Raw genomic sequence first — 22,614 nt, 5'->3', positions numbered from 1 at the left:
GCGCGAGGTGCGCAATCGTCACAACTCGTCGTCGGGGAACCGGGGAACGTCTGGGTGGGCGCGGATCCATTGCTGGCGAGCCTTGTGCCAGAATTCGCGTGCCTCGTTGCCGCTCAGCACGTCAAATCCTTGGGAGGGAAGCGGCAACTCTGCTGGTATCGGTTCGTCCGGCAGCCACAGAAGCGTGTTCCCATGGCTTTCAAGCAGTCTCTGCCAGGTGCGCTCCATCCGTCGAAATCCCCGCATCTTCGGCGATGAGAATGCAAAGACCGAATCTGTAATCTTCAATGTCGGAGATACGTCGGAGGCTTTGACGGGCACCTGATGGACCACTTCGCCTTTGGCCAGGTAGGGTTGCATCCGGATCAGCGAACGCTCTATCGCCACGACCTCTTTGCTGCCGTCGCGGGCATTTGATGCCGGGTCGAGACTTATCCCCGAAAAGCAACCATCCAGCAGGCAATCATCGATGACACCGCCGAGAAGGTGATCGTCTTCAACGGCATCGTCCCTGACCTCGCTTAGCCAGCAACTCTTGATGAGAAAGCCTTTCGCCTCGTCGGTCAGGCGGACGCCATCCCAACAACGGCGGACCCGCAGACCCTCGATTGTCGGCCGCCTCGTTCCGCCTTTGACGAGTAGACCGGCGCTGTTGCAATAGGTTGGCGCCCAGTCCGATTGAAGCGGCACTTCGCCGTTGATGCGCCCTCCCAAGAAATGGACATCAGGGCAATCGCGAAGGACGACCGGATAGGGATTGACCGGCCGCATGCCGATTTGGCAGCCAAGGAGTGCATTCGGAGCGGTATTGCGGCTGTTGGCAACTGTGAAAAGAGCCCGCCTGGCATCGACCGTGGTTTCGGGCGGAAGGTCGCGGATGGTCTTCTGCATGTAACCATATTCGCCGATCAACACGACACGCGTACCGACCAAATCGTCTTCATCGGTCGGCGCCGGCCGGTCACCGATGACACTCGAACCGCTCAAGAGTGCTACGGCCGGACCAACTCCAGCAAGGCACATGAATGACCGGCGATCCAGTTCCACGATCAGTGAACCTCCGGCTCGATAGCGTTGTGCCTGCGCTGATAGGCCAGAAGCACTGCCTGCAGCGTCTTGTCGGCCACGGTCTCGGGCGAGGCCGAGGCTGTCATATCCACGACTGCGAACATCGGCATGCTGCGCGGCGCGTTCTGTCTCTTCCACAGTTCGGCGGCGATCGTGCAATAGGCGCTCTCCGCCTTGGTCCAGAGAGACCCCTCACTCGTCGAAGGTTCGCGCTGCATCCGGGAAGCGCGGTCGCCTCGGCCTTTAATCCGTTCGCGTGCGAGATCGACGCCACCACGCAGATCGACAAAGACGATGTCGTCCAGTCCAATGGCAGACATCACATCCAGCCAACTCTCGGAGGTACCCCGATGCCGGCTTTTCAGCAGAATCGACCAAAACCCTTGTAACAGTCCCTGGTCGAGGATCGTGACGCAGCCCCCCTTGGACCGCTGCTCGGCAATGTATGCAGCAACCGAGCAGAGCCCCCAAGTCCATCGCAGCAGATCCACAGGCGACTCCTGCCCGTCCTCAGCAACAAATCTCGCAATGCGCGACGCTATCGAGCGAAATTCGCGGTTGCGCAGCCTTGGCAAGACGAGACTCAGCCGATTCAACTGCCGTTCAAGGAGCGCCTCTTCTTCCCATGTCAACCGCTTCTCGTAGACAACAGAACCGGCGCGCTGCAGCTTTTCAGCCACAAGGCGGGAGGCTGTCGTCTTTCCTATGCCTGGAAGACCGAAGAACTCGATGAAACGAATATCCGCTGGCAGGGGGTGCGTGCCGGCTTGCTGCCGATCACCGCCCGCTATTGCGCTAATTCGCTGTGGTGGTTCAGGATCAGGATCCAAGGCGGCCACCCTCATGTTCCCGACGTCTGCGCTGCGTGCGGCGCGACGCTATGGTAAGCTACACGGCCCTGATCCAGTTGCGGCACGGACGATCGCTGCATGCTGCGATAGGCAATCAAGAGGGCCAGCGGAATCCAGAAGAACGGCGCCGTAGACGGACCGAAGGAATCGCTCATCTGGTTCGCGACGAGATAATTCCAAGTGCAAACGGCAGATCCGAGAACCATGACATTGGTTTTGGTCGCATACCTGCTTTTGCCTTTACCTCTCAAGGTCGCAACCACAGAGCTGATGAGGAAAATGACGACGAGCAATACCATAATGGTAATCAGCCCGGCGCCGGGAACGCCCAGGGTGCGGAAGTATTCGATGAACAGGTTGTGGCTATGGGGCGCGATCTCTCCGATCGGCTGGCCGGCGCCGACGCCCGCGAACGGGTGGGCGAGACCCAGGTCAATCGAGATGCTCCACAACCGCTCACGCGAGACCATCGAATGGGCTTCTCCGCCGGACAATTGCATCATCAATAACCGATGCGCCCGTGGATTAAGGGCTTGCAGGATAAACACAGCCGCCTGGAGCACCAACGGTGCTGCGATCACGCCAGCGATGACTGTCAAGGGGCGCTGCCTTCTGACCACGAGATAGGTCGCGTACAAGGCGAAAAAGAGCCCGAGGCCTGCAACGCCAACGACGAAATTGGTCTTGGATCCGGACTTCACCAAGCCGAGAAGTACGGCGACCAGGCAGCCAGTGAGCAGCATTCGGTGTTTTCGCACGGTAACCAGCCGAGCGGCGACAAGTGGCAGGCCAGCAGAAAGCGCTATTCCCAACTGGTTCGCGTGTTTGAAGTAGCCTTCCGCTCTATCCGCGAATTTGGCACTACCGAGCCCGAGGACAACGAGACACGCTGTAGCAACGCTCATGAAGATCATCGCCGATACCAATCTGTCGATCGCAGCCAAGCCATCTGGCCTCGTGGAAATCGCCGCAATCGCTGGGATCGTGGCGAAGCCGAAAATCTGTGCAAAGACAGCCCGCATGGCTCGCGTCGGATTGTCGGCGTGCAGCATCGACAACATCGACAACATGATGATCAGTGCGGCTGTAGCGAGCAACGCCATCGCCAAGGTCGCCTCGGTGCGGTAGACGCGTTTTCCGAGCGTGCCGTACGATGCGACGCCGACGGCAGCACAGAACAGAGCCAGAAGAAAGGAAACCGAGCCGTCTGTGCCGGCAAGCCGCGTGGCGCCCGGAAACCAGATCGATACAATCAGCAGCAGGAGGGAGACTTGCAGCAAAGATCGCTCCGCCGCCGAAGGAACGTAACTCGATCAAGCGTGAAACTTGCGGATTCGAACCCTGCGGAGGGTGCCTCTACAGCGGATGACATCCGCTCCGACCGATACCCATCAACACGCCGGACCTAGTAGGTCTTGAGATTGTTATGGAAAGGTAATTCCAGATACGCTGCCGCACTGCAGGTGAGTTTCCCTGCATTCCAGTGCTTTTGTCGCTCTGAGCGCTGGTCGGATATCTGTTCCAAACACGCTCACGCTAAACTACCCGAAAGCTTGAGAGTAAACGGAAGCCTTTGCTTATGCAAGCGGTGTGCGCCAGAGCCGGTTCTTGTCACTCGAAACAACGCAGCCAGCCCTCCGCAGGCTGCATCAGCTATGCGGCGCCGTCTGACGAACTGTCGCCAGGAAACAGGTCATTTATCTTGTATGCAACCTCGGTCCTGTTCGTTGCCTTGATTTTCTTCATGATGTTGCGGATGTGAACCTTAACTGTGCTCTCGCGCAGATTGAGTTCATAGGCAATGATCTTGTTGGCCTTTCCGCGCCGCAGCGCCTCCACAACCTCCGCCTCTCGAGCGGTGAACATGCCGGCAAGCGGTCGCTTGGCCGCATTGCTCGTTTCCAGCAGCTCGCGCATTGCGAACACACTGCTGGCGGGGACGAATATACCGCCCGCCAAAGCAAGGTAGACGGCCTCGATGCAAACATCGATGCTGACAGAGGAAGGTATGTAGCCCTTCGCCCCACATTCAAGCGCCCTCATGATTTGACTGAGCTCGTCCGTGTCGGCCAGCACGATGACCGGTCCTGGTCCAAATTCCGACGACAGCCTGCGAATGTCTTCAGCAACGGCCTGCTCAGAGAGCTTTCTGCCGCCTATGTTCAACAGGATCGCGGACAATCGCGGCCATTGACTGCGCCGCTGTCGCCATTCGTCAATTGAACCGAGGGCCAGAACCTGCATGTCCGACTTGAGGGCGACGATGCTCTGCGCCAGGCATTGTCGGTCGAGCGCCCGACCGTCGATGATCAACAGCAGGCGCTCCTGCTGAGGCGACAGCGCTGTGCGCAAATCGCCACCTTCGAAGTGTTCTTTGGACAAGTTGTGTGCGTTACTACCAGCTATTTGCTTTCCGTTGGCCGATTTCAAGATCATACCTACGTTGCTCCTAGAACCGAAAATATTAAGGCCATGCGCTGCAATGAACCCATCAGGGTTGCGCAACTCGGCTACACAAAATACTTCGGAAAATACTTAGAGAGCGCACCGGAACACCAACTTGAACGCAGCTCTCCACTACTGCGAAACACGCAGACTTTACAGCTTTCGCATGCGGGAGCCTACTACAAAGGCCGCCTTCAGAATACGATCAAATTGCTGTGCCGCGTATCAAAAAAGAGGTAGGCAGTGCGTATTTGCTCCTATGAAATAGCTATTGGATATCGCACCTAAGTACTATCCGGCCGCTCCGACAGTCATGACCGCCCACCAGTTCGTTGCGCCCCGACAAACAAGAAGCCGACACAACAATTCGGGACGAGAGCAACCTAGGCTAGAGGACTGAGAAGTAACGTTCTCTTCGCCAAGCGGAATGGCAGGAAACAAGCAGCAGCCGCTTTCGTCCGCGCTCATGCAGCGGCACCGCCAGATTGAGGCTGGCGTCAGCCAAACAAAGCGCCCAAGCTGGCCGCGTTGACATCGTGATTGTCGAAATCATGAAGGAGCTGGCGGCCATCAGTCACGTCCACGATATGGATATTATGCGGGCCGCGCATAACAAACGCACGGCTGATGCTCCGGACAAGTGACCGTGATCGGCGCTACGCCCTTCGCATAAGCGGATACAGCGATGATCCGACTGCTAGCGTCTGAACCGCCTGTGTCGGCGTGAAATCCACGAACCGATTGAAGTGGGTTCCGGCGGCCGATCATGACGTCACAACCTCAGTATCGAGAGTGCCGCTCGCGGCGTTGGATCGCTGGCGAGCGAATGGCGTTGCAACGACTCAAGTCACAGGTCGGCAGCGGCCCTCCACCGGATGGACATTAGCTCTAAAAAACCGACAACTGATTGGCGCGGTTCAAGAGTGCTTTCGCATTTGCTTATCAGGCGATACTGTATTTTTCTGGCGGAGGGGCAAGCGTGGAACGTCGCCTTACCACAATAATGGCGGCCGATTTGGTCGGCTATTCTCGTCTCATGGCGGCGGACGAGGAGGGCACCATTTCGCGGCTGCGCGACGCGCGAACCTGCGTGATTGACCCGGCGATTATCAAAGGCGGTGGCCGCATCGTCAAAACCATGGGCGACGGGCTCCTAGTCGATTTCCCATCGCCAGTGTTGGCGGTAAGAGCGGCTCTTCTAATGCAGCGTAGCTTGATCTCGCGCGAATCTCCTCAAGGGGAAGACCGACGTCTGCGTTTCCGAATCGGTCTTCATCTCGGAGACGTGGTGGTCGATGGGGACGACATCCTCGGCGACTGCGTCAACATCACCGCGCGTTTGGAAACCATCGCACCCGCCGGAGGCATCTGCATATCTCGTGCAATCTACGATCATGTGCAAGGCAAGATAGAGGCTGGGATGACGTGGCTCGGCCCGCAGTCCGTTAAGAACATCCCCGAACCAATTGACGTGTGGCAGGTCGAGGTGGACGGCACGGCGCCGAGCCCGGTTCGGCTCTCTGGGCAGGAACGTGCTTCGATCGCGGTTCTCCCATTTCAAAATTTCTCTGCCACCCCCGATCAGGACTTCTTTGTCGATGGACTGGTCGAAGACGTCATCACGGAACTAGGTCGCTTTCGATGGCTGTTCGTGATCGCTCGCAATTCAACTTTCGCCTACAAGGGAACAGTCAAGGACGTACGCAAGATCGCCCGAGAACTTGGTGTGCGCTATGTCGTGGAAGGATCGGTTCGGCGGTCAGGTGATCGGTTGAGGATCACCGTACAGCTAATCGACGCGCTGTCCGGAGTACACATCTGGGCCGAGCGGTGGGATCGACCGATCGCGGATTTTTTTGATGTGCAGGATGAGATAACCCGCCGGATTATCGCGGGCATCGAACCAGAACTGGGAGCGCACGAACGGGGCCTCGCTCTCGCCAAATCGACCGACAACCTTACTGCTTGGGAACTTTGTCACCGCGGCCTTGCTGAATTGCTTTCCTTCGAAGCAGGTTCTCAAGCCACTGCCGAGAAATTCCTGCGACAAGCGCTCGAACACGATCCGAATTTCGCGCTTCCCTACGCCTATTTGGCTCGTCACCGATACGCACTCGTCCTTTGGGGACGTGCCGCAGACGTGCCCGTCGCTGTCAAGGAAGGATTATCGTTCGCCATGAAGGCATTAGAAATCGACAGGCGGAGCGATATCGCGTACGCGATGATGTCGCTCCTTCTGACGGTGGCCGGGCGAGCGGCTGAGGCCATGCCTGTCGCTGAACAGGGCCTTGCATTAAATCGCAACTACGCGTTTCTTCACTTCGCACATGGAATGGCAGCCGTGCGGCTCAGGGACGCCGATACGACGATTAGAGCCGCACAAAATGCCATCGATCTCAGTCCTCACGATCCATCCACGTTTGCGTTCAAGACACTGCTCGGTATTGGCTTGATGCTGAGGGGCGAGCCCGATGACCTCTCAACGGCCCGGATGCACCTAAGGGAGGGCGCGTCCTTCGAACGCACAACCTATTATCCATTCATTGGGGCAGCGTTGCTCGCCCTCAGGGCGGGCAATACCGATGAAGTAAAGATCTGGATCTCTGACGCTTTGAAGAAGTTTCCAAACCTGAATGCGGAATACGTCCGAGAGGCGGCCCACCCATTCTATGAAGGCAGTCCTTACTGCGACTACCTCGACAGGTTGATCGAGCATGGGCTTCCCCCGGGAGAGAAGCGTCGTATCGAAGAATAATCGCGTCGAAATGCCAGCACAAAAGCACCGACGAAATCATCAGGCGGATGCCGGACCAGCACCGCTATCCCTGACCAACCGCTGAAGCCGCCTTCCTCATGCTTCGCCTAAGCCCCCATCTCGGTCTCCGCCTCGTTGATGACGCGCAGTTCGTTTCGCACGCCCCCGATCCCGCATACCGCTTCCGCTGCAACACGAGCAGCCAGGCGTTTGACCCCGCTTTCGACACTGCCGCGCAGTGCAACGACACCGCCCTCCACCCTGACGTCGATAGCGCCTGCATCAAGATTGAGATCGGATAGGAGGCGCGCCAGTACTGCACGCCTGATGGCTTCGTCACCGGTGGCAAACCGTTCGGGCTTGGGAGAAACGACAACCTCGAGAATGTCGCGACGGCTGACGATCCCAATCAGGCGGCCTCGTTGAACAACGGGCACACGCTTAATGGAGCGGGCCGACATCAGCGCTGCAATTTGGTCTACCGTTGCGTCCGTTTCTATCGTCACCGGGTCTTTGGTCATCACGTCTCCGACGCGCCAGCTGCGTGCCTTGATGTAAGTTTGGGGATCCCGTTGATTACGGTTGCCTGTTTCGTTCAGCGTTGCCGATCCCAACTCGGAGCGGCGCAGCAAGTCCCCCTCGGACAAGATACCAACGAGGTTTCCCTCGTCATCGCAGACTGGCAAGCCGCTAACCCGATTGTCGAGCATCAGTCGCGCGGCATGTCGCACGCTATGGTCCGGTCTTATGGTTAAGACCCTTCGGGTCATGATGTCCGCAGCATGCATTTGCGACCCCGTAGGAAGACCGGAACCTAGACAATATAACTCAACGGCTGGCATCGGAGATTGACGCCGATCAAGGAACGATGAGCCCCTTCGATCGTCACCAAATGAAGAATCTTTGATCGGCATCAAGGACGAAGATGGCGGGTTTCGATAGGTTCCAGATGTAGTTTCCAGGCCGTTTTGGCGTCCTGTTCAGCCACCGGGACTGAGTCTTTTCAGCAACTGGAGCGATGCCCATGCAACGAGCAAATCCGCATCAATCAAGCACGCCTTTTTGGTTCTTTCCCTCACCCGCAATTCCCTCGGTCGAAGTGAGGGGCACCTTGTGGCCGCTCGGGCATATGCAGGCGGCGGCCATTGAGGCCACCCTTCGTTATCAGATTGAGGCGTTGAAGTTCTTGCAAAATCGTCTCAACAGCGACTTACGCTTTTTGGAAGACTGTCAATCGCCAGATCACAAAAACGATCTGTTCGACTTATGGTGCACCTTCTGGCAAGACGCGCTGCTCGACTATGTCAATGGAGGAGCGCGCTTCGCAGAGATGGGCTCGGTCTCCATGCGGAAGACGACCAAACGTCTTCACGACGACGAGAAACGTCTCGTCGAAAACATGGCTGCACAGGTGGTAATGTAAATGCCGGCCTTACCATGGGAGCGAACCAGGGTTTTGCAGGTTGCCGCCGTCTTATTGTTGCTGCACAGCGGTCAAAGCGGCGCGGCCGATCTCGCGCGCGGTCGCGCCATCGCCAATCGATGGTGCAGTGAATGTCACGTGACAGCTCCCGGACAGCTACGTGGATCAGACAACGTTCCGACATTCTCCGAAATGAAAAAATCGGGAAAATTGGATGCTGCCCGTTTGTCGACATTTCTGTCGGCGCCGCAGCATTCACGGATGCCGGATCTCTCACTAACGCGCGCAGAAATTGCCGATCTGACCGCCTACATCATGTCGCAGGGACAACGACCGTGAGGCCGAGAGCCTGACGATGAGATAGGCGGGCGTCCCAACGCTCAGGCAAATGCTCGTCGCAAACGATGGCGGTGTAGTGCGGCCCATCCAGATCCAACGTCGACGCAGATGCAGAGATGCAGAGGACCCGAATGCGAAGAGCAGCCTGCGCTCTCCGCTCGGCACTCTGGCGCAAACCGGTGGCCGAAGACGGGGCTAGCCGACTGTGAGTTGGTCACCGACCGACTTCACCTCAGCGGCGGACCATGCCGCGCGTTCCGCAGCTTCTCGCTCGGACCACGAATTGACCCGCCCTGCCAGCTAAATCCTTCCGCCATCAAGGATATCCACCTTGATGGCGTGCGCCTCGATTTCCGCATTTCGCTTCAGAGCATCCGCGATGCGCTTCTTGACGTCGGCCGCGAAAGCGCGCGGATTGATTTCGATCCGGTTCGTGACACCAACGACGCCAGCAAGGGCGCGAGCGAAATGCTCCGGCCCTTTGATGTTGCCAATCGACTCTCCCAGACCGGGTCAGCCAGCCACTTTGAACCTGGATCTGCGCGCTATCGGTCCCACTCAGTTCAGCAAATCTGGCCGTGAAATGCTGTCAGCGAATTCAATACCTCCCGATCCAAGAGCAGAGTGGCCTTGCAGTGGCCGCTGCAACTGAGGCGCGCCCGACGGATTCCGGGTACGATTTCAACGACAGTCTCGACTTGAACAGGATGATGCTCGGGTTCGACGACCTCTATGTCCAGGATGATGTGGTCGTGCACGACCGAGCGATGCCACGGAAACCGGGGCGTCAGCGCGATGCCGGTCAACGCGAGGAGATGAGAGCCAAGGGGCAGACGCGGACCGCCCAACGATTGGTTATAGCCCGTGCTTCCGAGTGGCGTCACCAGCGCCAAACCATCGCCCGCAATCGTCGCCGGGGCGCTCCCTCCGTCTACTGTCAGCTTGAAACGCGCCTGTTGCAGGCGCTGTCGAGTAAGCACAATCTCGTTGATTGCAAAGACAGTCGTTCGCTCGCCTCCCAATCGTTCGACATCGGCTTGCAGCACCGGCAGATCAACGGGGATGGCTTTGATCAACCGGTCCATGAGATCGGACAACTGCAACGGATTGCAAAGAGACCCGATCGAGCCCTGCGTCCGCATTGGGAAGACCGGCTTCGCCGACCCTTCGAGCAGCGCATGAAGGGCTTTCAGAGCGGTACCATCGCCTCCTATGGCTACGACATAGTCGGCACCCGAAACCGAACTCTGACCGTACCTGCAGACGAATTGCTCAAGCGCCTCCTGTGCAGCTGGTCTCGGAGAGGCAAGAAATGTGATCTTCATGGCCAAACCACAAGCAGGATTCTGTCTTCAACTTAACGGGCAGGCATGTCGGTGCCCCACCTTTACAGGCTCCAGGATCTCGTCAACCATCTCGCCAACCGGCTGCTGCGCATCGATCAAGCGCCAGGCAGGTGGCCTTTGCTCACTTGACAGCTGCCTGGCCAGAACGCGCAGATCTGCATCGGAGGGCCCCTCGTGCCTGCTGGATATGCGCTGCTGCAACACCTGCGCGTCGGCTTGCAGCCAGACGGCCTCGCACCTGGTACCTGCAGCCGCAGATGCAACCTCGATAAGCCTGCGGTTTTCCAGACGGTCGAACACGGCATCGGCGACAACAGACCCGCCGGCCTTCGCTATAGCCAGACTGCGGCGAACTATTTCGGAATAGACCTTGTCAGAGACTTCTGGCCGATAGGCATCCGCATCAAGATGCACCTCAGCTGCAACGCCGTGCAACGCCTTGCGAATGCGATCACTCTCGATAATGCGCGCGCCGGGAGGGGCGCCAAGCCGAGCGGCTAGCGCATCGGCTACGGTCGTCTTACCCGAGCCGCTGAAGCCGCCGATCACGATGAGACGTGGTTGAACCTTTGTGAGGAGCGAGCGTGCCAACTCAAAGTAGGAACGTGCTTCAGAGGTAAGATCAGCCGCGTTTCCGCCCTCGGCAACCTGAGTGGCGATCACGTGAGCCCTGACGGCCGCTCTTATGGCCATGAAGAAGGGTAAAAGCACAAAGCCTTTTTCATCATCCGTTTCATCAAGATAGCGGTTCATGACCAGGTTGGCGAATTGTGGAAATCCTCTGTGCCACAGGTCCATCAAAAGGAACGCCAGATCATAGAGTGTGTCGACGGTCGCAATCTGATCATTGAACTCGATGCAATCGAATAAGCGAGGTTCTCCCTCAATAAGACATATGTTGCGCAGGTGAAGATCACCGTGGCAAAGCCTGACTTTGCCAGCTGCCTCTCGGCTATCGAGAAGCGCCGCATTCTCTTTCAGCATTTCTTCGAAGAGCTGAGTGATCTTGGCGACTTCGGTTTCTTCGAACACGCGGCTTGTGGCAAAACCAGCTCTGTTGATGGCGAGCACTGCGCCAATGTTTGCAGATCCTGAACTCCGATGAACGACAGGTGCGCTCTGGTGGTAGCGGGCAATCATGCGCGCCGCTTGGGTCAGCAGCGTCGCGTTCAGCCGTCCCAGCGTGGCCATCCGATCAAACAGCGCATCCTGCTCGAAGCGAACCATCTCGACAACCGGCTCGACCAGCTCGCCGTCGCCGAAGCGAAGTCGGCCCGCCAAGTCGCGCGAGATCGTCCGGATGCCCCGATATAGGCCGGGAGCCGTGGCCGCATTCAGGCGAACCTCGCGTTTGCAGGCTTCCAGCCGCAACTCCGGCGTCGAGAAATCAACGTACGGAAGCTTGACGGCGCGTTTCATCTTGAAAGCGCGATCGTCAGTGAGAAAAATATGGGAAATATGAGTCTCGATGTGTTCGATCTCATCGCTTCCGTGCGTTTGCCGGTCGCTCAAGAATGCGATTGCGTTGGTCTGGTCCTGAACGAGCATGTTGCCTCGCTTGCGTGGCGAATGGCGGCGACCCGCGATGAACCGCGCCGATACTTCTGCAATCATGCGCGTCATCCGCCCTTGTCGCGTTGACGCTGATCAATCCTTCCTGCGAAATCTTCAGGGCCAAGAGGGATATTCCTCCCAACGTCCTGGCCACTTTGACGGTCATCAAAGCGTTCCGGTGCCAGCCTGCGATTATGAACACGAACGTTTGGCCGCTGAACTGAGCGCTGTGACAAGACGAAAGTGGGCCATTCGGCAAGCTTGGAGAATTCAGATGACCAGAACCTGGGACCTGTCGATCTCGCCCGATACAGTTTGCTATCTCATCATCAAGGCGCGCGAATTCGACGCCAAGGATGTTGCTTCCGACGTTGACCCTGCCTCCAATGCCTCTGACGACAATATGATCTCCGTGCTTGAAGACCGACCGGATGATCCCGTCGAATCCGAGCTGGAGAGCACGATCTCCGCAATGAACGAGGACGAGCAGATCGACCTCGTCGCCCTTTGCTGGCTCGGCCGCGGAGACGACACGGTGGGCGACTGGGAGCGAATTCGCGCCGAGGCCGCCGACGCTCACAATGAACACACGGCCGCCTATTTGATCGGAACACCGCTTCTTGCGGATTACCTGGAAGAGGCGATGGCTGAGTTCGGAGAGTCTTGCCAGGAGTACGAGAAGGGACGCCTGTAGCGTTTGAATGGCGTCTGCGGTCCACGCGCAAACTTGAGCGATGCGAGTAGGAGGACGTTGTGGCGAGAAAGACCGGTCCGATCGCCCAGGATAAGCTCCGGAACGACAACAGGGTGATCGCTGAGCAACTGCATGAATACGCAGGCTTGCTCGAGGAACAGGGAGAGGAAGACTTCCGATCCCGTGCCTATCGGCGCGCCTCCGACGTTGTCGCCGCGCTCAATCGACCGATCGCTGCAATTCTTGAGGAAGGGGGCCGGGAAGCCGTCGAAGCTTTGCCTGCGGTCGGAGAGGCAATCGCCGGCGCCATCATTGAAATGGTCGCAAGCGGCCACTGGGGGCAGCTGGAAAGGCTGCGTGGCCAACTTGCGCCGGAGGTGCTCTTTCGCACCATACCCGGAATTGGGCCGCGATTGGCTGGCGTATTGGCGGAGGATGGAACGCTTAAGACCCTGGAAGATCTGGAGCACGCCATCCATTTCGGCAACTTCGTTTTTAAAGGCATCGGGCCCAGGCGAAAGCAAATGATCGCTTCCGCACTGTCTGAGCGCCTCGCACGGCGATCAACTGATTACCTTTGGAAAAAAAGCGAGCCCACCGCCTATTGCGCTTTTGCTCGAAGTCGACCGTGACTACCGAGACAAGGCTGCTTCGGGCGCGCTACGCCTGATAGCCCCCAAGCGTTTCAACCCGAAACATGAACACTGGCTTCCTGTCATGCACTCCCAAGTGGGCGACTGGCATTTCACCGTTCTGTTTTCCAACAGCAGGCGTGCCCACGAACTGGGAAAAACGAAAGACTGGGTGGTCATTTACCATCAACGGGACGACGAGCCTGAGGGGCGGAGCATCGTGACGACGAGCACGCATGGGCCGACGGAGGGAAAACGCGTGGTGCGGCGCGATCTGTTGCAGTGCGACGCCGAGCCGACTGAGCCGTTCGCGCCAGCATGACCGCAAGCTTTTCCGAGCAAAAGTTTTGGATCCTTGACCATCGTCAATGAGCGTCGGGACACCATGCATCATGCTAGCTCTCATGAAGATTTTCGCACTCAATGGAACGATGGCTCTTGGAAGAGCCATCGCGAAAGAACTCGAGATCCCCCTTGCCGAGCACGAAGAGCGTGACTTTGAAGGCGGGGAGCACAAGGCACGTCCGCTTGTCAGCGTGCGCGGCAACGACGTTTTCATCATACATACCTTGAATGGTTCGCCTCAAGGTTCGGCGAATGACAAGCTGTGTAAATTGCTCTTTTTCGCAGCCACGTGCCGCGAACACGGCGCGGCGCGCGTAACCGCCGTCGCACCCTATCTCGCTTACTCTCGCAAAGACAGGCAGACCAAGTCAGGCGACCCGGTGACGACACGATACGTGGCACAACTGTTCGAGGCAGTGGGCATCGACACGGTCGTGACTTTGGACGTCCACAACCTTTCGGCATTTCAGAACGCCTTCCGCTGTGCAACGGTTCACCTCGACACCCGGAAACTCTTCAGTGAGACCATTGCAAGCCTCTCCGGTTCCGAGCGCACAATGATATTGTCGCCCGATGCCGGCGGCATAAAGCGCGCGCAACTCTTGCGGGAATATTATGAGCGCCTGTCCGGCAATGAGGCTCAACTTGCGATCATGGAAAAGCGTCGCAGCGGTGGGATCGTCTCGGGACACCTGTTCGCAGGTGACGTCGAAGGGGCGAACGTTTTTATTGTGGACGACATGATCGGGACGGGCAGAACGATGCTCAGAGCAGCCGAAGCCTGTCGCCAGCGGGGCGCGAATTCAGTTTATGCCCTTGCTGCCCATGCGCTCTTCGACCGGGGCTGCGAGGCGGTTCTCGCTCATCCTGCGATCGACAGGACGATCGTTACGGACTCAGCTTCTCCATTCCATATACCGGAAGACCTCCTGCGCAACTGTGTGAAGGTCGTGAGCAGCGCACCGCTTTTTGCCGAAACCATTCGTCGCCTGCATACCGGCGTTCCGCTTGCCGCACTCTCAGGAGACGACCAGTGACGAGCGAAGCCTTGCCACCTTGAGGTAGGTGAGCGCGAGATTGTTTCATCAAAGCACCAATCGATCGGCTTCGCCTTGACCGCCGTCAAAGGTGCGACGGCGTGAATGAAGAAGTCTTTGACGCCCATCAAGGCCGCATCCCTCCTCCCGTGCTAGACGGTAGTTGACGGAGGGCCGGAACCATGGCGCACAAGCAAGTTCTTTTCCACTCAGCGGCGCGCGAAAAGATCCTGAAGGGAACTGCTCAGCTCGCCGACGCGGTTCGGGTTACACTCGGACCTCGATCCAAGGCGGTGCTGATTGAGAGAAAGTGGGGTTCGCCGATCGTCTGCAATGACGGTGTGACAATCGCCAAGGAATTCGATCTCAAGGACCCGGAGGAAAATCTTGGTGCGCGGATGTTGCGGCAAGCCGCAGAGAAGACCGGCGAAATCGTCGGCGACGGAACAACCACATCGACCATTATTGCCCACGCGATCTTTGCCGACGGCCTACGCAATGTTGTGGCCGGCGCAAGCGCAATCGATATCAAGCGGGGCCTCGACCGAGCGCTCAAGTGCGTCGTTTCCGAACTCAAACGAAAATCGCGCCCCGTTTCTTCGAAGCGCGAAAAAGAACAGGTCGCAACCATCTCGGCGCACAATGACACGCACATCGGCAGCCTGATCGGGGAAGCAATGGAGCGGGTCGGCGACGAAGGTGTCATCAGCGTCGAAGAGTCTAAATCTACGGAGACGGTCCTTGATGTACTCGAAGGCATGCAGTTCGATCGCGGCTATCTTTCGCCCTACTTCGTCACTGACACGGAGCGGATGGAAGTGTCGCTTGAAAATCCTGTCATTCTGCTTCTTGACCGGAAGATCACGTCGCTAAAGGACTGCGTCGGCCTGCTCGAGGCCGTCGCCAAGTCCGGAACCCCGTTGCTGATCATCGCCGAGGACGTTGAAACGGAAGCGCTGGCCACGCTGATCGTCAACCAGATGCGGGGAACGCTTCGAAACTGTGCCGTGAAGACACCCGGTTTCGGCGACCGGCGAAAGGCGCTGCTTCAGGACATAGCCATACTCACGGGCGGTCAGCTTATTTCCGAAGAATTGGGCATCAAACTGGAAACGGTGACAGCCGAACAATTAGGTCGCGCCGAACGGGTGGTCATCACAAAAGATACGACGACGATCATCGGCGGCGCGGGAGATAAGAAGGCGATAGCCGGCCGCGCCGACCAAATAAGGCGGGAAATCTCCACGACGACGAGTGACTACGACCGAGAAAAACTCGAGGAGCGACTGGCAAAACTTTCAGGCGGGGTTGCCGTCATAAAGGTGGGTGCTGCCACGGAAGCGGAACTCAAGTCGAAGAAGGAAGCGCTCGACGACGCCATCAGCGCAACCAAGGCGGCGGTGGCCGAAGGTATTCTTCCCGGAGGCGGCCTTGCCCTCTTGCGATGCGTAAATGCCCTTACCGATGAGGAAAGGGCTTGTGAAGGCGACGAGCGCACCGGCGTGCAGATCCTGAAGCGCACGCTCGAACTCCCGGCACGCCAGATCGCGGAGAACTCGTCCACGGATGGCGGCGTCGTCGTGGCGAAAATGATGGAGGCGGAAGGCAATTACGGTTTTGACGCCGGGCGGAAGGAGTATGTCGACCTGATGTCTGCCGGCATCATCGATCCCACAAAGGTCGTTCGCGTAGCGCTTGAGAATGCGGTGTCGGTCGCAAGCGTTCTATTGCTCACCGAAGCCACCATGACAGAAATACCGGAGCCGGCAAGGGACGGCCTTGTCGAGGCCGGCATGCAAGCTTAGCCCCCAGAAGATGTCGGAGCATCATGATGACCGCATTGAACGAACGTCAAAAAGCGCTCGAAGAGAAGTATTTCCTGGATTTCGAAAGAGCAATACGAGTTCGTGATCGACGCAATCGCATCCTGGCGAGGTGGGCGGCGCAGGTTATCGGTCGCGCGGACGTATCGGGTTATGTGGAAGAGGTGATCACCGCTGGCCAAACCGATCCGGGAGATGATGATGTCTTGCTGAAGGTTCTCGACGATCTGCGCGCTGCCAACGTGGCGGCCGACAAGGCCATGCTACAGGAGAAAATGCGCGCGCTCCTTTATGTGGCAGCCGAGCAGCTCGAAGCCGAAGAATGACGCTTTACGCTCCGTTCGCCTCGATCCCCTACCCTTTCACCTGTTTCGCTTCCACAGTCGCGACCATTCGTTTGACAGCAACGAAACTGTCGGGCGTAACGGAGATTGAATCAATTCCGCAGTCGACGAGGAAGGCGGCGAATTCGGGATGATCGCTCGGTGCCTGTCCGCAAAGCCCGATCTTGGCGCCCGCTGCCTTTGCATCGCCGATGACCTTGCGGATCATCCACTTCACCGCAGGATCTTGTTCATCAAAGACGGCGGCGAGGTCCTCGCAGTCACGGTCGATGCCAAGCGTCAATTGGGTCAGATCGTTCGAGCCGATCGAGAACCCGTCGAAGTGCCGCGCGAAATCGGCTGCCAGAATGACATTGGAAGGGATTTCGCACATGATGTAGATCTCAAGCCCGTTGCCCCGCTTCAATCCATTCTCGGCCATGGTATCCAACACCTTTTCCGCCTCGTGCGGAGAGCGGCAGAAGGGGATCATGAGCGCGACATTCACAAAACCCATCCTCTCTCTCAGGCGCCTTATGGCACGGCACTCCAGCACGAACCCATCCCTGTAGCGGGGTGAATGGTAGCGGGAGGCTCCACGAAAGCCGATCATCGGGTTTTCCTCTAGCGGTTCAAACTGCGTTCCGCCGCAAAGACCGGCATATTCGTTGGTCTTGAAGTCGCTCATGCGAACGATGATCGGTTTCGGAAACGCGACAGCGGCAAGTCGCGCCAGCCCGGCTGAGAGCTTGTCCACGAAGTATTCTGTCTTGTCGGTGTATTCCCTCGTCAGGCTTTCGATCATCTCCCTGGCGGCTTGATCCCGCAAGCCGGCGAAGTGGACTAGCGCCATCGGATGGATCTGTATGGTATTCGATATCACGAACTCCATGCGCGCCAGCCCGATGCCGTCGGCCGGCAACCGCCACCACCTGGATGCAGCTTGCGGATCGGCCAGGTTCAGCATCACCTTTGTTCGCGTCTCAGGTATGTCGGAGAGGTTAGTTTCCTCGGCGGCGAAGTCCGCCCGTCCCTCGTAGATCGTGCCCTCATCACCTTCGGCACAGCATACGGTGACCACCTCCCCCGGGTGAAGCAACTGCGTTGCGTTTCCAACGCCGACGATCGCAGGAACACCGAGCTCCCTGCTGACGATTGCGGCATGTGACGTCCGGCCGCCATGGTCGGTGACGATAGCGCAGGCACGTTTCATCAGCGGAACCCAGTCCGGATCCGTGGTCGCTGCAACCAGAACAGCGCCGTCGACAAAGCGATCAGGGTTGCCCGCATGTTTGACAAGGCATACGGGCGCCGACGCTATGGCGTTGCCGATCGCAAGTCCCCGAGCGATCGGTCGTCCCTTGGATTTGATGCGGTACGTCGACAACAAGTTGGTCGCCGCCTGGGACTGCACCGTCTCCGGGCGCGCCTGGACAAGCCATATCTCCTGGTTTTGACCATCTTTCGCCCATTCGATGTCCATGGGACATTCATAGTGCGTCTCAACTGCAACGGCCCACTGGGCCAGCTTGACAATCTCCTCGTCGCTCAAGACGAGCCCCGCCCTCTCCTCGACGTTCGTCAAGACGCCTTGCGTCGGGGATGACCGATCGCCGTAGACGAGCTTGCGTTCCTTGGAGCCACGTCTCTTTTCGATTATCGGCACAACGTCAGGAATGCCGAGCAACGGTTTGAAGACGCGATATTCATCCGGATCGACGGTGCCCTTCACGACATACTCGCCAAGTCCCCAGCTGGCATTGATGACGGCAACCTTGTTGAACCCGGTCTCCGTTTCGATCGAAAACATGACGCCGGCTGCGCCAAGGTCGGAGCGTACCATCTGCTGGATGCCGATCGAGAGCGCCACTTTCATCTGATCGAAAGCGTTTGCCTGGCGATATGCCATGGCACGATCCGTAAAGAGGGAAGCGTAGCAGCGGCGGCAGGCATCCATGAGTGCTCGATCGCCGGCGATGTTGAGGTAGCTTTCCTGTTGCCCTGCAAAACTCGCCGCTGGCAGATCCTCAGCGGTGGCGCTCGAGCGCACCGCGACGGACGCGGCCTCGACGCCAAGCCTTTTCGACAAATTGCGATAGGCTGATATCAGGTCTTCCTCGATGTCGGGGGGCCAGGCACCCTGCAGGATAAGGGCGCGGATCGCCGTACCGGTTTGGGAAAGGGTGTCGCGTCCGGATTCCCATGCGGCCACAAGCGCGCGGATTGGTTCGCGCAAACCGTTGAAATCGATGAAGCGCCAATAGGCTTGCGCCGTCGTGGCAAATCCGCCTGGAATCTTGATACCGCTCCCGGTGAGCCCGTAGATCAATTCGCCGAGCGAGGCATTTTTACCGCCAACGTCACCGATGTCGCCTCGTCTGACGTTTTCGAGCCAAATAACGGATCTCATCCCAAAGCCTCCAGCATTCAGAACCGGCAAATCCTAAACCCCGAGGTGGGGTCTGACCTTGACGGCCGTCAAAGCGCATTCGGCGGACTTGCGGCACAATCTCGTGAACGACATGGGAGGACCTGCGGTGGGCAAGTTGGCGCGTCAGGCAATCGTTGCGGAGATAGGCGAAACACACACACGCCTTGCGGTCACAGATTACGACCGGCTATCGATCGACCACTACGTACAGTTCGACAACAACGCCTTTTCGTGCGTGACCGACGCGCTGGCCGCCTATATCCGGTCCACGCCCGTAGCGACTTCGGCAATCGGCATCGCGGTCATCAACGGCGGCCCGGCTGCCGACGAAGATCGCCTTCATCATGATCTGGCAGAACAACTCGATTGGGGCACTTCCCCCTCGCGAGTTTTCAAGGTCGAGGCGCTCGACGCGCTGGCATTGGTTCTCCCCCATCTGACTTTACACGACACAAAATTGATCAGCGGACAAAAGGTCGAACCTGACACGTCGAAGGCGATCATCAGCGTCGGGCAGGCGCTTGGCGTTACGTCGCTGACGTCGAGCGATGGCGCATGGACCGCGCACCAAACCCATGCGGGAAGTATCTCCTTTGCCCCCCAGACGCGTGGGGAATTTGATATTTTCGAGCGCATCCGCTGCGCGACCGACTACGTCTCGGTCGAGAACCTCCTGTCGGAGGCCGGTCTTTGCCATCTTTATGAGTTGCTGCTCGAAAGTGCCGGTCAGGCCGTGCGCGGCTCGCCGGCCTCCAGCATTATCGACGCGGCACTAAGCGGGAGCGACGCGGTGGCCGCGAAGGCCGTGGACAATTTCGCCACCTGGCTGGCCAGGTTCGCTGGTGACATAGCTCTTCTCTATGATGCTAGGGGCGGCATTTATCTCTGGGGGGCCATTCCGCGAAAAATGGAACGACGGTTGAAGGCCGATCTGTTTCGAGCAGCTTTCGAAGCGAAGGGCCGACGGTCCGCCTGGCTTGCGGAGATACCAATTTTCATCATCCGCAGCGACGAGGCGATCTTGAAGGGCGCGGCTTTGGCACTCGCCGGGCACCTGGATTGAGCCACTGCCCAATTACGAGGCAACGGGTTCGGCGATGAACGGAGTCTCCGCTTTCAGGAAGCCTGAACGGTGCAACAAGAGGCGACCAAACCTTGAGGCGGCTCGACGCTTACCTGTTTCTCCTTGAGAAGACCCCCTTTTATCAGGAGCACACTGAAGACCGAAGCGATCATGAGAACGATCAGGATCAGCAGAATCCAATTCAACAGGACCGCCTGTATCATGTGCCGTATGTCACGCCCGGTCATTTGGAAATCCCTGAACGTCGCTCTTTGGGGAACAACAACACGAACGGCAATGCCTTGCATTGCTCTGCGTCAAAGCAGCGACGGGGCCAGCTTTGACGGGCGTCAATGCGCCAGCTTGCAGATCGCGGTCTAATTGTCCGGTCTACTGGTCGAAGGCCAAAGGAGGCGAGCGGGTCAACGCGTCTCTTTCTCATGTCCTTTGTCGGTCGCCGGCCAGGCCCCACGTTTACTCAAAGGAGAACCCAGTCATGACCGAGACAGCGACGAAACTCCCCATCAAGCAGGACGAACAGGCCCCTCGTTCCCGCGCGCAATCGTGGATGCCCTTTGAAGGTTTGCGGGCCGAAATCGACCGCCTGTTCGACGACTTCACTCCGAGCTTCTGGCGCCGTTCGTTTGACCCCGTGCATATTCACAGCTCAACCGTCCTGCCGACCTGGGCCCTCGCGCCGGCCATTGATCTCGTCGAGAAAGAGGCGAGCTACGAGATCACCGCCGAGTTGCCCGGGATCGAGGAAAAGGACATCGAGGTTAAGGTCTCGAACGGAAACCTGACGATCCGCGGCGAAAAGCTGGAGGCCAAGGAAGAAAAGGACAGGGAATACGTCCTGTCCGAGCGGCGCTATGGCTCGTTCCAGCGCACCTTCAAGATGCCTCAGGGCGTGAAAGCCGAGGATATTGCGGCGACGTTTTCGAAGGGCGTGCTGACGGTCACGTTGCCAAAAACCAAGGAGGCTCAACAGAACGATCGCAAGATCCAGGTGAAGGCCAGCTAACGGGCTCGGCGCTCCGCTTCGCAGGGGCTCAAGCGCCTTGCGGAGCGCTGACCGCCAAAGGGAGGATATCATGTCATTCAAGACAATTTTGAACGTGCTCGCAGACGATGGAGCCGCCGATGATCTGGACATCGCGACGAACCTGGGCGGCGAGGTGAGCGCACATCTCAGCACCCTGGTCGTCACCATGGCCCCCGTGCCTACCGGACGCTATCAGACGCTGTCGCCGAGCTGGCTGGAAGTGCGCGAGCGCAACCTGCAGCGGCTTTCCGATCACATTGTCAAGATCCGCGAGCGTCTCGCTACGGCCGGATTGTCGTTTGATGTCGACAGCGTGTACGCGGAGGTCGCAGGTCCCGCCTATGATATCGGCGAAAGAGCCCTCTACGCGGATCTGATCCTCGCCGGCCCCGGCGTATTTGCGAACGACGAGTTGAAGTCTCAGGTTGTCAGCGGCGGACTTTTCCAAGCGGGTTGCCCAGTCCTGTTCGTTCCGCCCGGTGCGATCGCGACATTGCGGCCGAGGACGATCCTGCTTGCCTGGGATTCGCGTCCGAGCGCGGCCCACGCCGTAAGAGATGCGCTCGAAATGATGAAGATGGCTCAGTCCGTTCACGTCACCATGGTCGACCCGGTTGCGGCCTCGAGGGTGAGCGGTGGCGAACCGGGCGCCGATATCGCAACGTATCTCGCGCGCCACGGCGTCAATGTCTCGGTGGAGACCCTGCCGAGCGCAGGTCACTTTGTGACCGAGACGCTGCAAAGGCATGCAATGGACATCAACGCCGACATGATTGTCATGGGCGCGTACGGGCATTCCAAGCTGTTGGAGCTCATCCTCGGGGGTGTTACGAAATCCATGCTCAACGAGGCGAAGTTGCCAATCCTCATGGCACACTGAACGGTCGGTTGCTGAGCCGAGCATCGCAGATGGAGAGGTGAAGCGACGAAACCAAGAAATCCGCACGATTGCTGGGTTTTGGCCTGCGACGGAGGCCGTGTCCTTATGATGCGCAACGCCGGGGGCTCCGAACTCCTCAATCTGATCGTGATCGAGTCTGTCGCAAATCCAGGGGCACCGGCGCACATGCTGGGAAGTGAGCGCGAGGGAACGGCCTTTCAATCGGTCGGCGAAGCGCAAAGCAAGGTCGAGCAGACCGACTTGCACCGGCAGGCCGAAGAAAGGTTCGTCGCCAATGTTGCGGAAAGGGTATCGGCCCTTGTCCGCAACGAACGTATCCAGCGCCTCGTGCTGGCCGCGCCCCCACGCGTGCATGGCCAGTTGCGCACCGAACTCGGCCCCCACACGCGGTCCGTCATCAGCGGAGAACTGGGAAGGACCGCGTCAGTTTCGAGGTCGCGGATATTGAAAGGTACCTTACCGATTAGGGCACAGACGGAATGCCGGGCGCACGATGGTGCAATCTGAAGGGATGGTCAGTGGGAAACGGAAAAAGGGTC

At 58.4% G+C, this 22,614-nt stretch carries 22 protein-coding genes and 1 pseudogene; 13 read left to right on the top strand and 10 right to left on the bottom strand.

Annotated features, from left to right (window positions below; translation table 11 throughout):
- Nucleotides 1–18: 18 nt before the first annotated feature.
- The 4 genes from MKZ91_RS05070 to MKZ91_RS05055 all read right to left on the bottom strand — a co-directional run bounded on the left by MKZ91_RS05070 (nt 19) and on the right by MKZ91_RS05055 (nt 4,355).
- Nucleotides 19–1,047 carry a hypothetical protein gene (locus tag MKZ91_RS05070; RefSeq protein WP_336168564.1) on the bottom strand — a complete coding sequence of 343 codons (1,029 nt, stop codon included), beginning with the start codon at nt 1,045–1,047 and terminating at the stop codon, nt 19–21.
- Nucleotides 1,048–1,049: 2 nt separating this feature from the next.
- Nucleotides 1,050–1,907, bottom strand: coding sequence for a hypothetical protein (locus MKZ91_RS05065; RefSeq protein WP_336168561.1), 858 nt, complete (start codon nt 1,905–1,907; stop codon nt 1,050–1,052).
- A 2-nt stretch (nt 1,908–1,909) separates the two neighbouring features.
- Nucleotides 1,910–3,199, bottom strand: a complete 1,290-nt coding sequence (locus MKZ91_RS05060) for an O-antigen ligase family protein (protein WP_336168559.1) — start codon at nt 3,197–3,199, stop codon at nt 1,910–1,912.
- 373 nt (nt 3,200–3,572) lie between these two features.
- A complete protein-coding gene (locus tag MKZ91_RS05055) occupies nt 3,573–4,355 on the bottom strand; it encodes a response regulator transcription factor (RefSeq protein WP_336168557.1) in 783 nt (260 codons plus the stop codon).
- A gap of 988 nt (nt 4,356–5,343) precedes the next feature.
- Here MKZ91_RS05055 and MKZ91_RS05050 point away from each other — a divergent pair.
- On the top strand, nt 5,344–7,119 hold the full coding sequence (locus tag MKZ91_RS05050; protein WP_336168556.1) for an adenylate/guanylate cyclase domain-containing protein: 1,776 nt from the start codon (nt 5,344–5,346) through the stop codon (nt 7,117–7,119).
- Between the two features lie 107 nt (nt 7,120–7,226).
- On the opposite strand, the gene MKZ91_RS05045 is transcribed toward MKZ91_RS05050, so the two are convergent.
- On the bottom strand, nt 7,227–7,751 hold the full coding sequence (locus tag MKZ91_RS05045) for a BON domain-containing protein (RefSeq protein ID WP_336168628.1): 525 nt from the start codon (nt 7,749–7,751) through the stop codon (nt 7,227–7,229).
- 48 nt (nt 7,752–7,799) lie between these two features.
- Nucleotides 7,800–7,889, bottom strand: a pseudogene (locus MKZ91_RS05040) (CBS domain-containing protein); the annotation flags it as partial.
- A gap of 254 nt (nt 7,890–8,143) precedes the next feature.
- Between MKZ91_RS05040 and MKZ91_RS05035 the strand changes: the two are divergent.
- Nucleotides 8,144–8,542, top strand: coding sequence for a hypothetical protein (locus tag MKZ91_RS05035; protein WP_336168555.1), 399 nt, complete (start codon nt 8,144–8,146; stop codon nt 8,540–8,542).
- A 33-nt stretch (nt 8,543–8,575) separates the two neighbouring features.
- Nucleotides 8,576–8,881 carry a c-type cytochrome gene (locus MKZ91_RS05030; protein ID WP_336168553.1) on the top strand — a complete coding sequence of 102 codons (306 nt, stop codon included), beginning with the start codon at nt 8,576–8,578 and terminating at the stop codon, nt 8,879–8,881.
- 195 nt (nt 8,882–9,076) lie between these two features.
- On the opposite strand, the gene MKZ91_RS05025 is transcribed toward MKZ91_RS05030, so the two are convergent.
- From MKZ91_RS05025 to MKZ91_RS05015, 3 genes are all read right to left on the bottom strand, one after another.
- Entirely contained in the window at nt 9,077–9,181 is a 105-nt protein-coding gene (locus tag MKZ91_RS05025; RefSeq protein ID WP_336168625.1) for a BON domain-containing protein, read from the bottom strand.
- A 263-nt stretch (nt 9,182–9,444) separates the two neighbouring features.
- Entirely contained in the window at nt 9,445–10,206 is a 762-nt protein-coding gene (locus MKZ91_RS05020) for an ATP-NAD kinase (protein WP_336168551.1), read from the bottom strand.
- A gap of 27 nt (nt 10,207–10,233) precedes the next feature.
- Nucleotides 10,234–11,775, bottom strand: coding sequence for a bifunctional aminoglycoside phosphotransferase/ATP-binding protein (locus MKZ91_RS05015; protein WP_336168623.1), 1,542 nt, complete (start codon nt 11,773–11,775; stop codon nt 10,234–10,236).
- Between the two features lie 280 nt (nt 11,776–12,055).
- Between MKZ91_RS05015 and MKZ91_RS05010 the strand changes: the two genes are divergently transcribed.
- The 6 genes from MKZ91_RS05010 (at nt 12,056) to MKZ91_RS04985 (ending at nt 16,638) form a co-directional block, all read left to right on the top strand.
- On the top strand, nt 12,056–12,475 hold the full coding sequence (locus MKZ91_RS05010; RefSeq protein WP_336168549.1) for a DUF3775 domain-containing protein: 420 nt from the start codon (nt 12,056–12,058) through the stop codon (nt 12,473–12,475).
- Between the two features lie 59 nt (nt 12,476–12,534).
- Entirely contained in the window at nt 12,535–13,107 is a 573-nt protein-coding gene (locus tag MKZ91_RS05005) for a hypothetical protein (protein ID WP_336168547.1), read from the top strand.
- Nucleotides 13,088–13,429: a hypothetical protein gene (locus tag MKZ91_RS05000; protein WP_336168545.1), complete on the top strand. Its 342-nt coding sequence runs from the start codon at nt 13,088–13,090 to the stop codon at nt 13,427–13,429. The genes MKZ91_RS05005 and MKZ91_RS05000 overlap by 20 nt, the downstream gene beginning before the upstream one ends.
- A 70-nt stretch (nt 13,430–13,499) precedes the next feature.
- A complete protein-coding gene (locus MKZ91_RS04995) occupies nt 13,500–14,489 on the top strand; it encodes a ribose-phosphate diphosphokinase (RefSeq protein ID WP_336168543.1) in 990 nt (329 codons plus the stop codon).
- A gap of 182 nt (nt 14,490–14,671) precedes the next feature.
- Nucleotides 14,672–16,294 carry a chaperonin GroEL gene (groL, locus tag MKZ91_RS04990; RefSeq protein ID WP_336168542.1) on the top strand — a complete coding sequence of 541 codons (1,623 nt, stop codon included), beginning with the start codon at nt 14,672–14,674 and terminating at the stop codon, nt 16,292–16,294.
- Between the two features lie 26 nt (nt 16,295–16,320).
- The gene (locus tag MKZ91_RS04985) at nt 16,321–16,638 is read left to right on the top strand and encodes an ATPase inhibitor subunit zeta (protein ID WP_336168541.1); all 318 of its coding nucleotides are present in this window, start codon (nt 16,321–16,323) and stop codon (nt 16,636–16,638) included.
- A 28-nt stretch (nt 16,639–16,666) separates the two neighbouring features.
- Here the strand turns inward: MKZ91_RS04985 and ppsA are convergent, their stop codons facing one another.
- The gene (gene ppsA / locus MKZ91_RS04980; RefSeq protein ID WP_336168539.1) at nt 16,667–19,045 is read right to left on the bottom strand and encodes a phosphoenolpyruvate synthase; all 2,379 of its coding nucleotides are present in this window, start codon (nt 19,043–19,045) and stop codon (nt 16,667–16,669) included.
- A gap of 58 nt (nt 19,046–19,103) precedes the next feature.
- On the opposite strand from ppsA, the gene MKZ91_RS04975 reads away from it, so the two are divergent.
- From MKZ91_RS04975 to MKZ91_RS04960, 4 genes are all read left to right on the top strand, one after another.
- Nucleotides 19,104–20,129, top strand: coding sequence for a glucokinase (locus MKZ91_RS04975; RefSeq protein WP_336168537.1), 1,026 nt, complete (start codon nt 19,104–19,106; stop codon nt 20,127–20,129).
- Nucleotides 20,130–20,625: 496 nt separating this feature from the next.
- Nucleotides 20,626–21,153 (top strand): Hsp20/alpha crystallin family protein, encoded by a 528-nt coding sequence (locus tag MKZ91_RS04970; RefSeq protein WP_336168534.1) that lies wholly within the window; start codon nt 20,626–20,628, stop codon nt 21,151–21,153.
- A gap of 70 nt (nt 21,154–21,223) precedes the next feature.
- Nucleotides 21,224–22,054: a universal stress protein gene (locus MKZ91_RS04965; protein ID WP_336168533.1), complete on the top strand. Its 831-nt coding sequence runs from the start codon at nt 21,224–21,226 to the stop codon at nt 22,052–22,054.
- Nucleotides 22,055–22,132: 78 nt separating this feature from the next.
- Nucleotides 22,133–22,582, top strand: coding sequence for a host attachment protein (locus MKZ91_RS04960; protein WP_336168532.1), 450 nt, complete (start codon nt 22,133–22,135; stop codon nt 22,580–22,582).
- The last annotated feature ends 32 nt before the right edge of the window (nt 22,583–22,614 follow it).

The sequence above is a fragment of the Ensifer sp. MJa1 genome (assembly GCF_037026475.1).
Classification (GTDB): domain Bacteria; phylum Pseudomonadota; class Alphaproteobacteria; order Rhizobiales; family Rhizobiaceae; genus Ensifer.
Note: the sequence above shows the minus strand (reverse complement) of the source record. Positions and strands in the feature narration are given on the sequence as shown.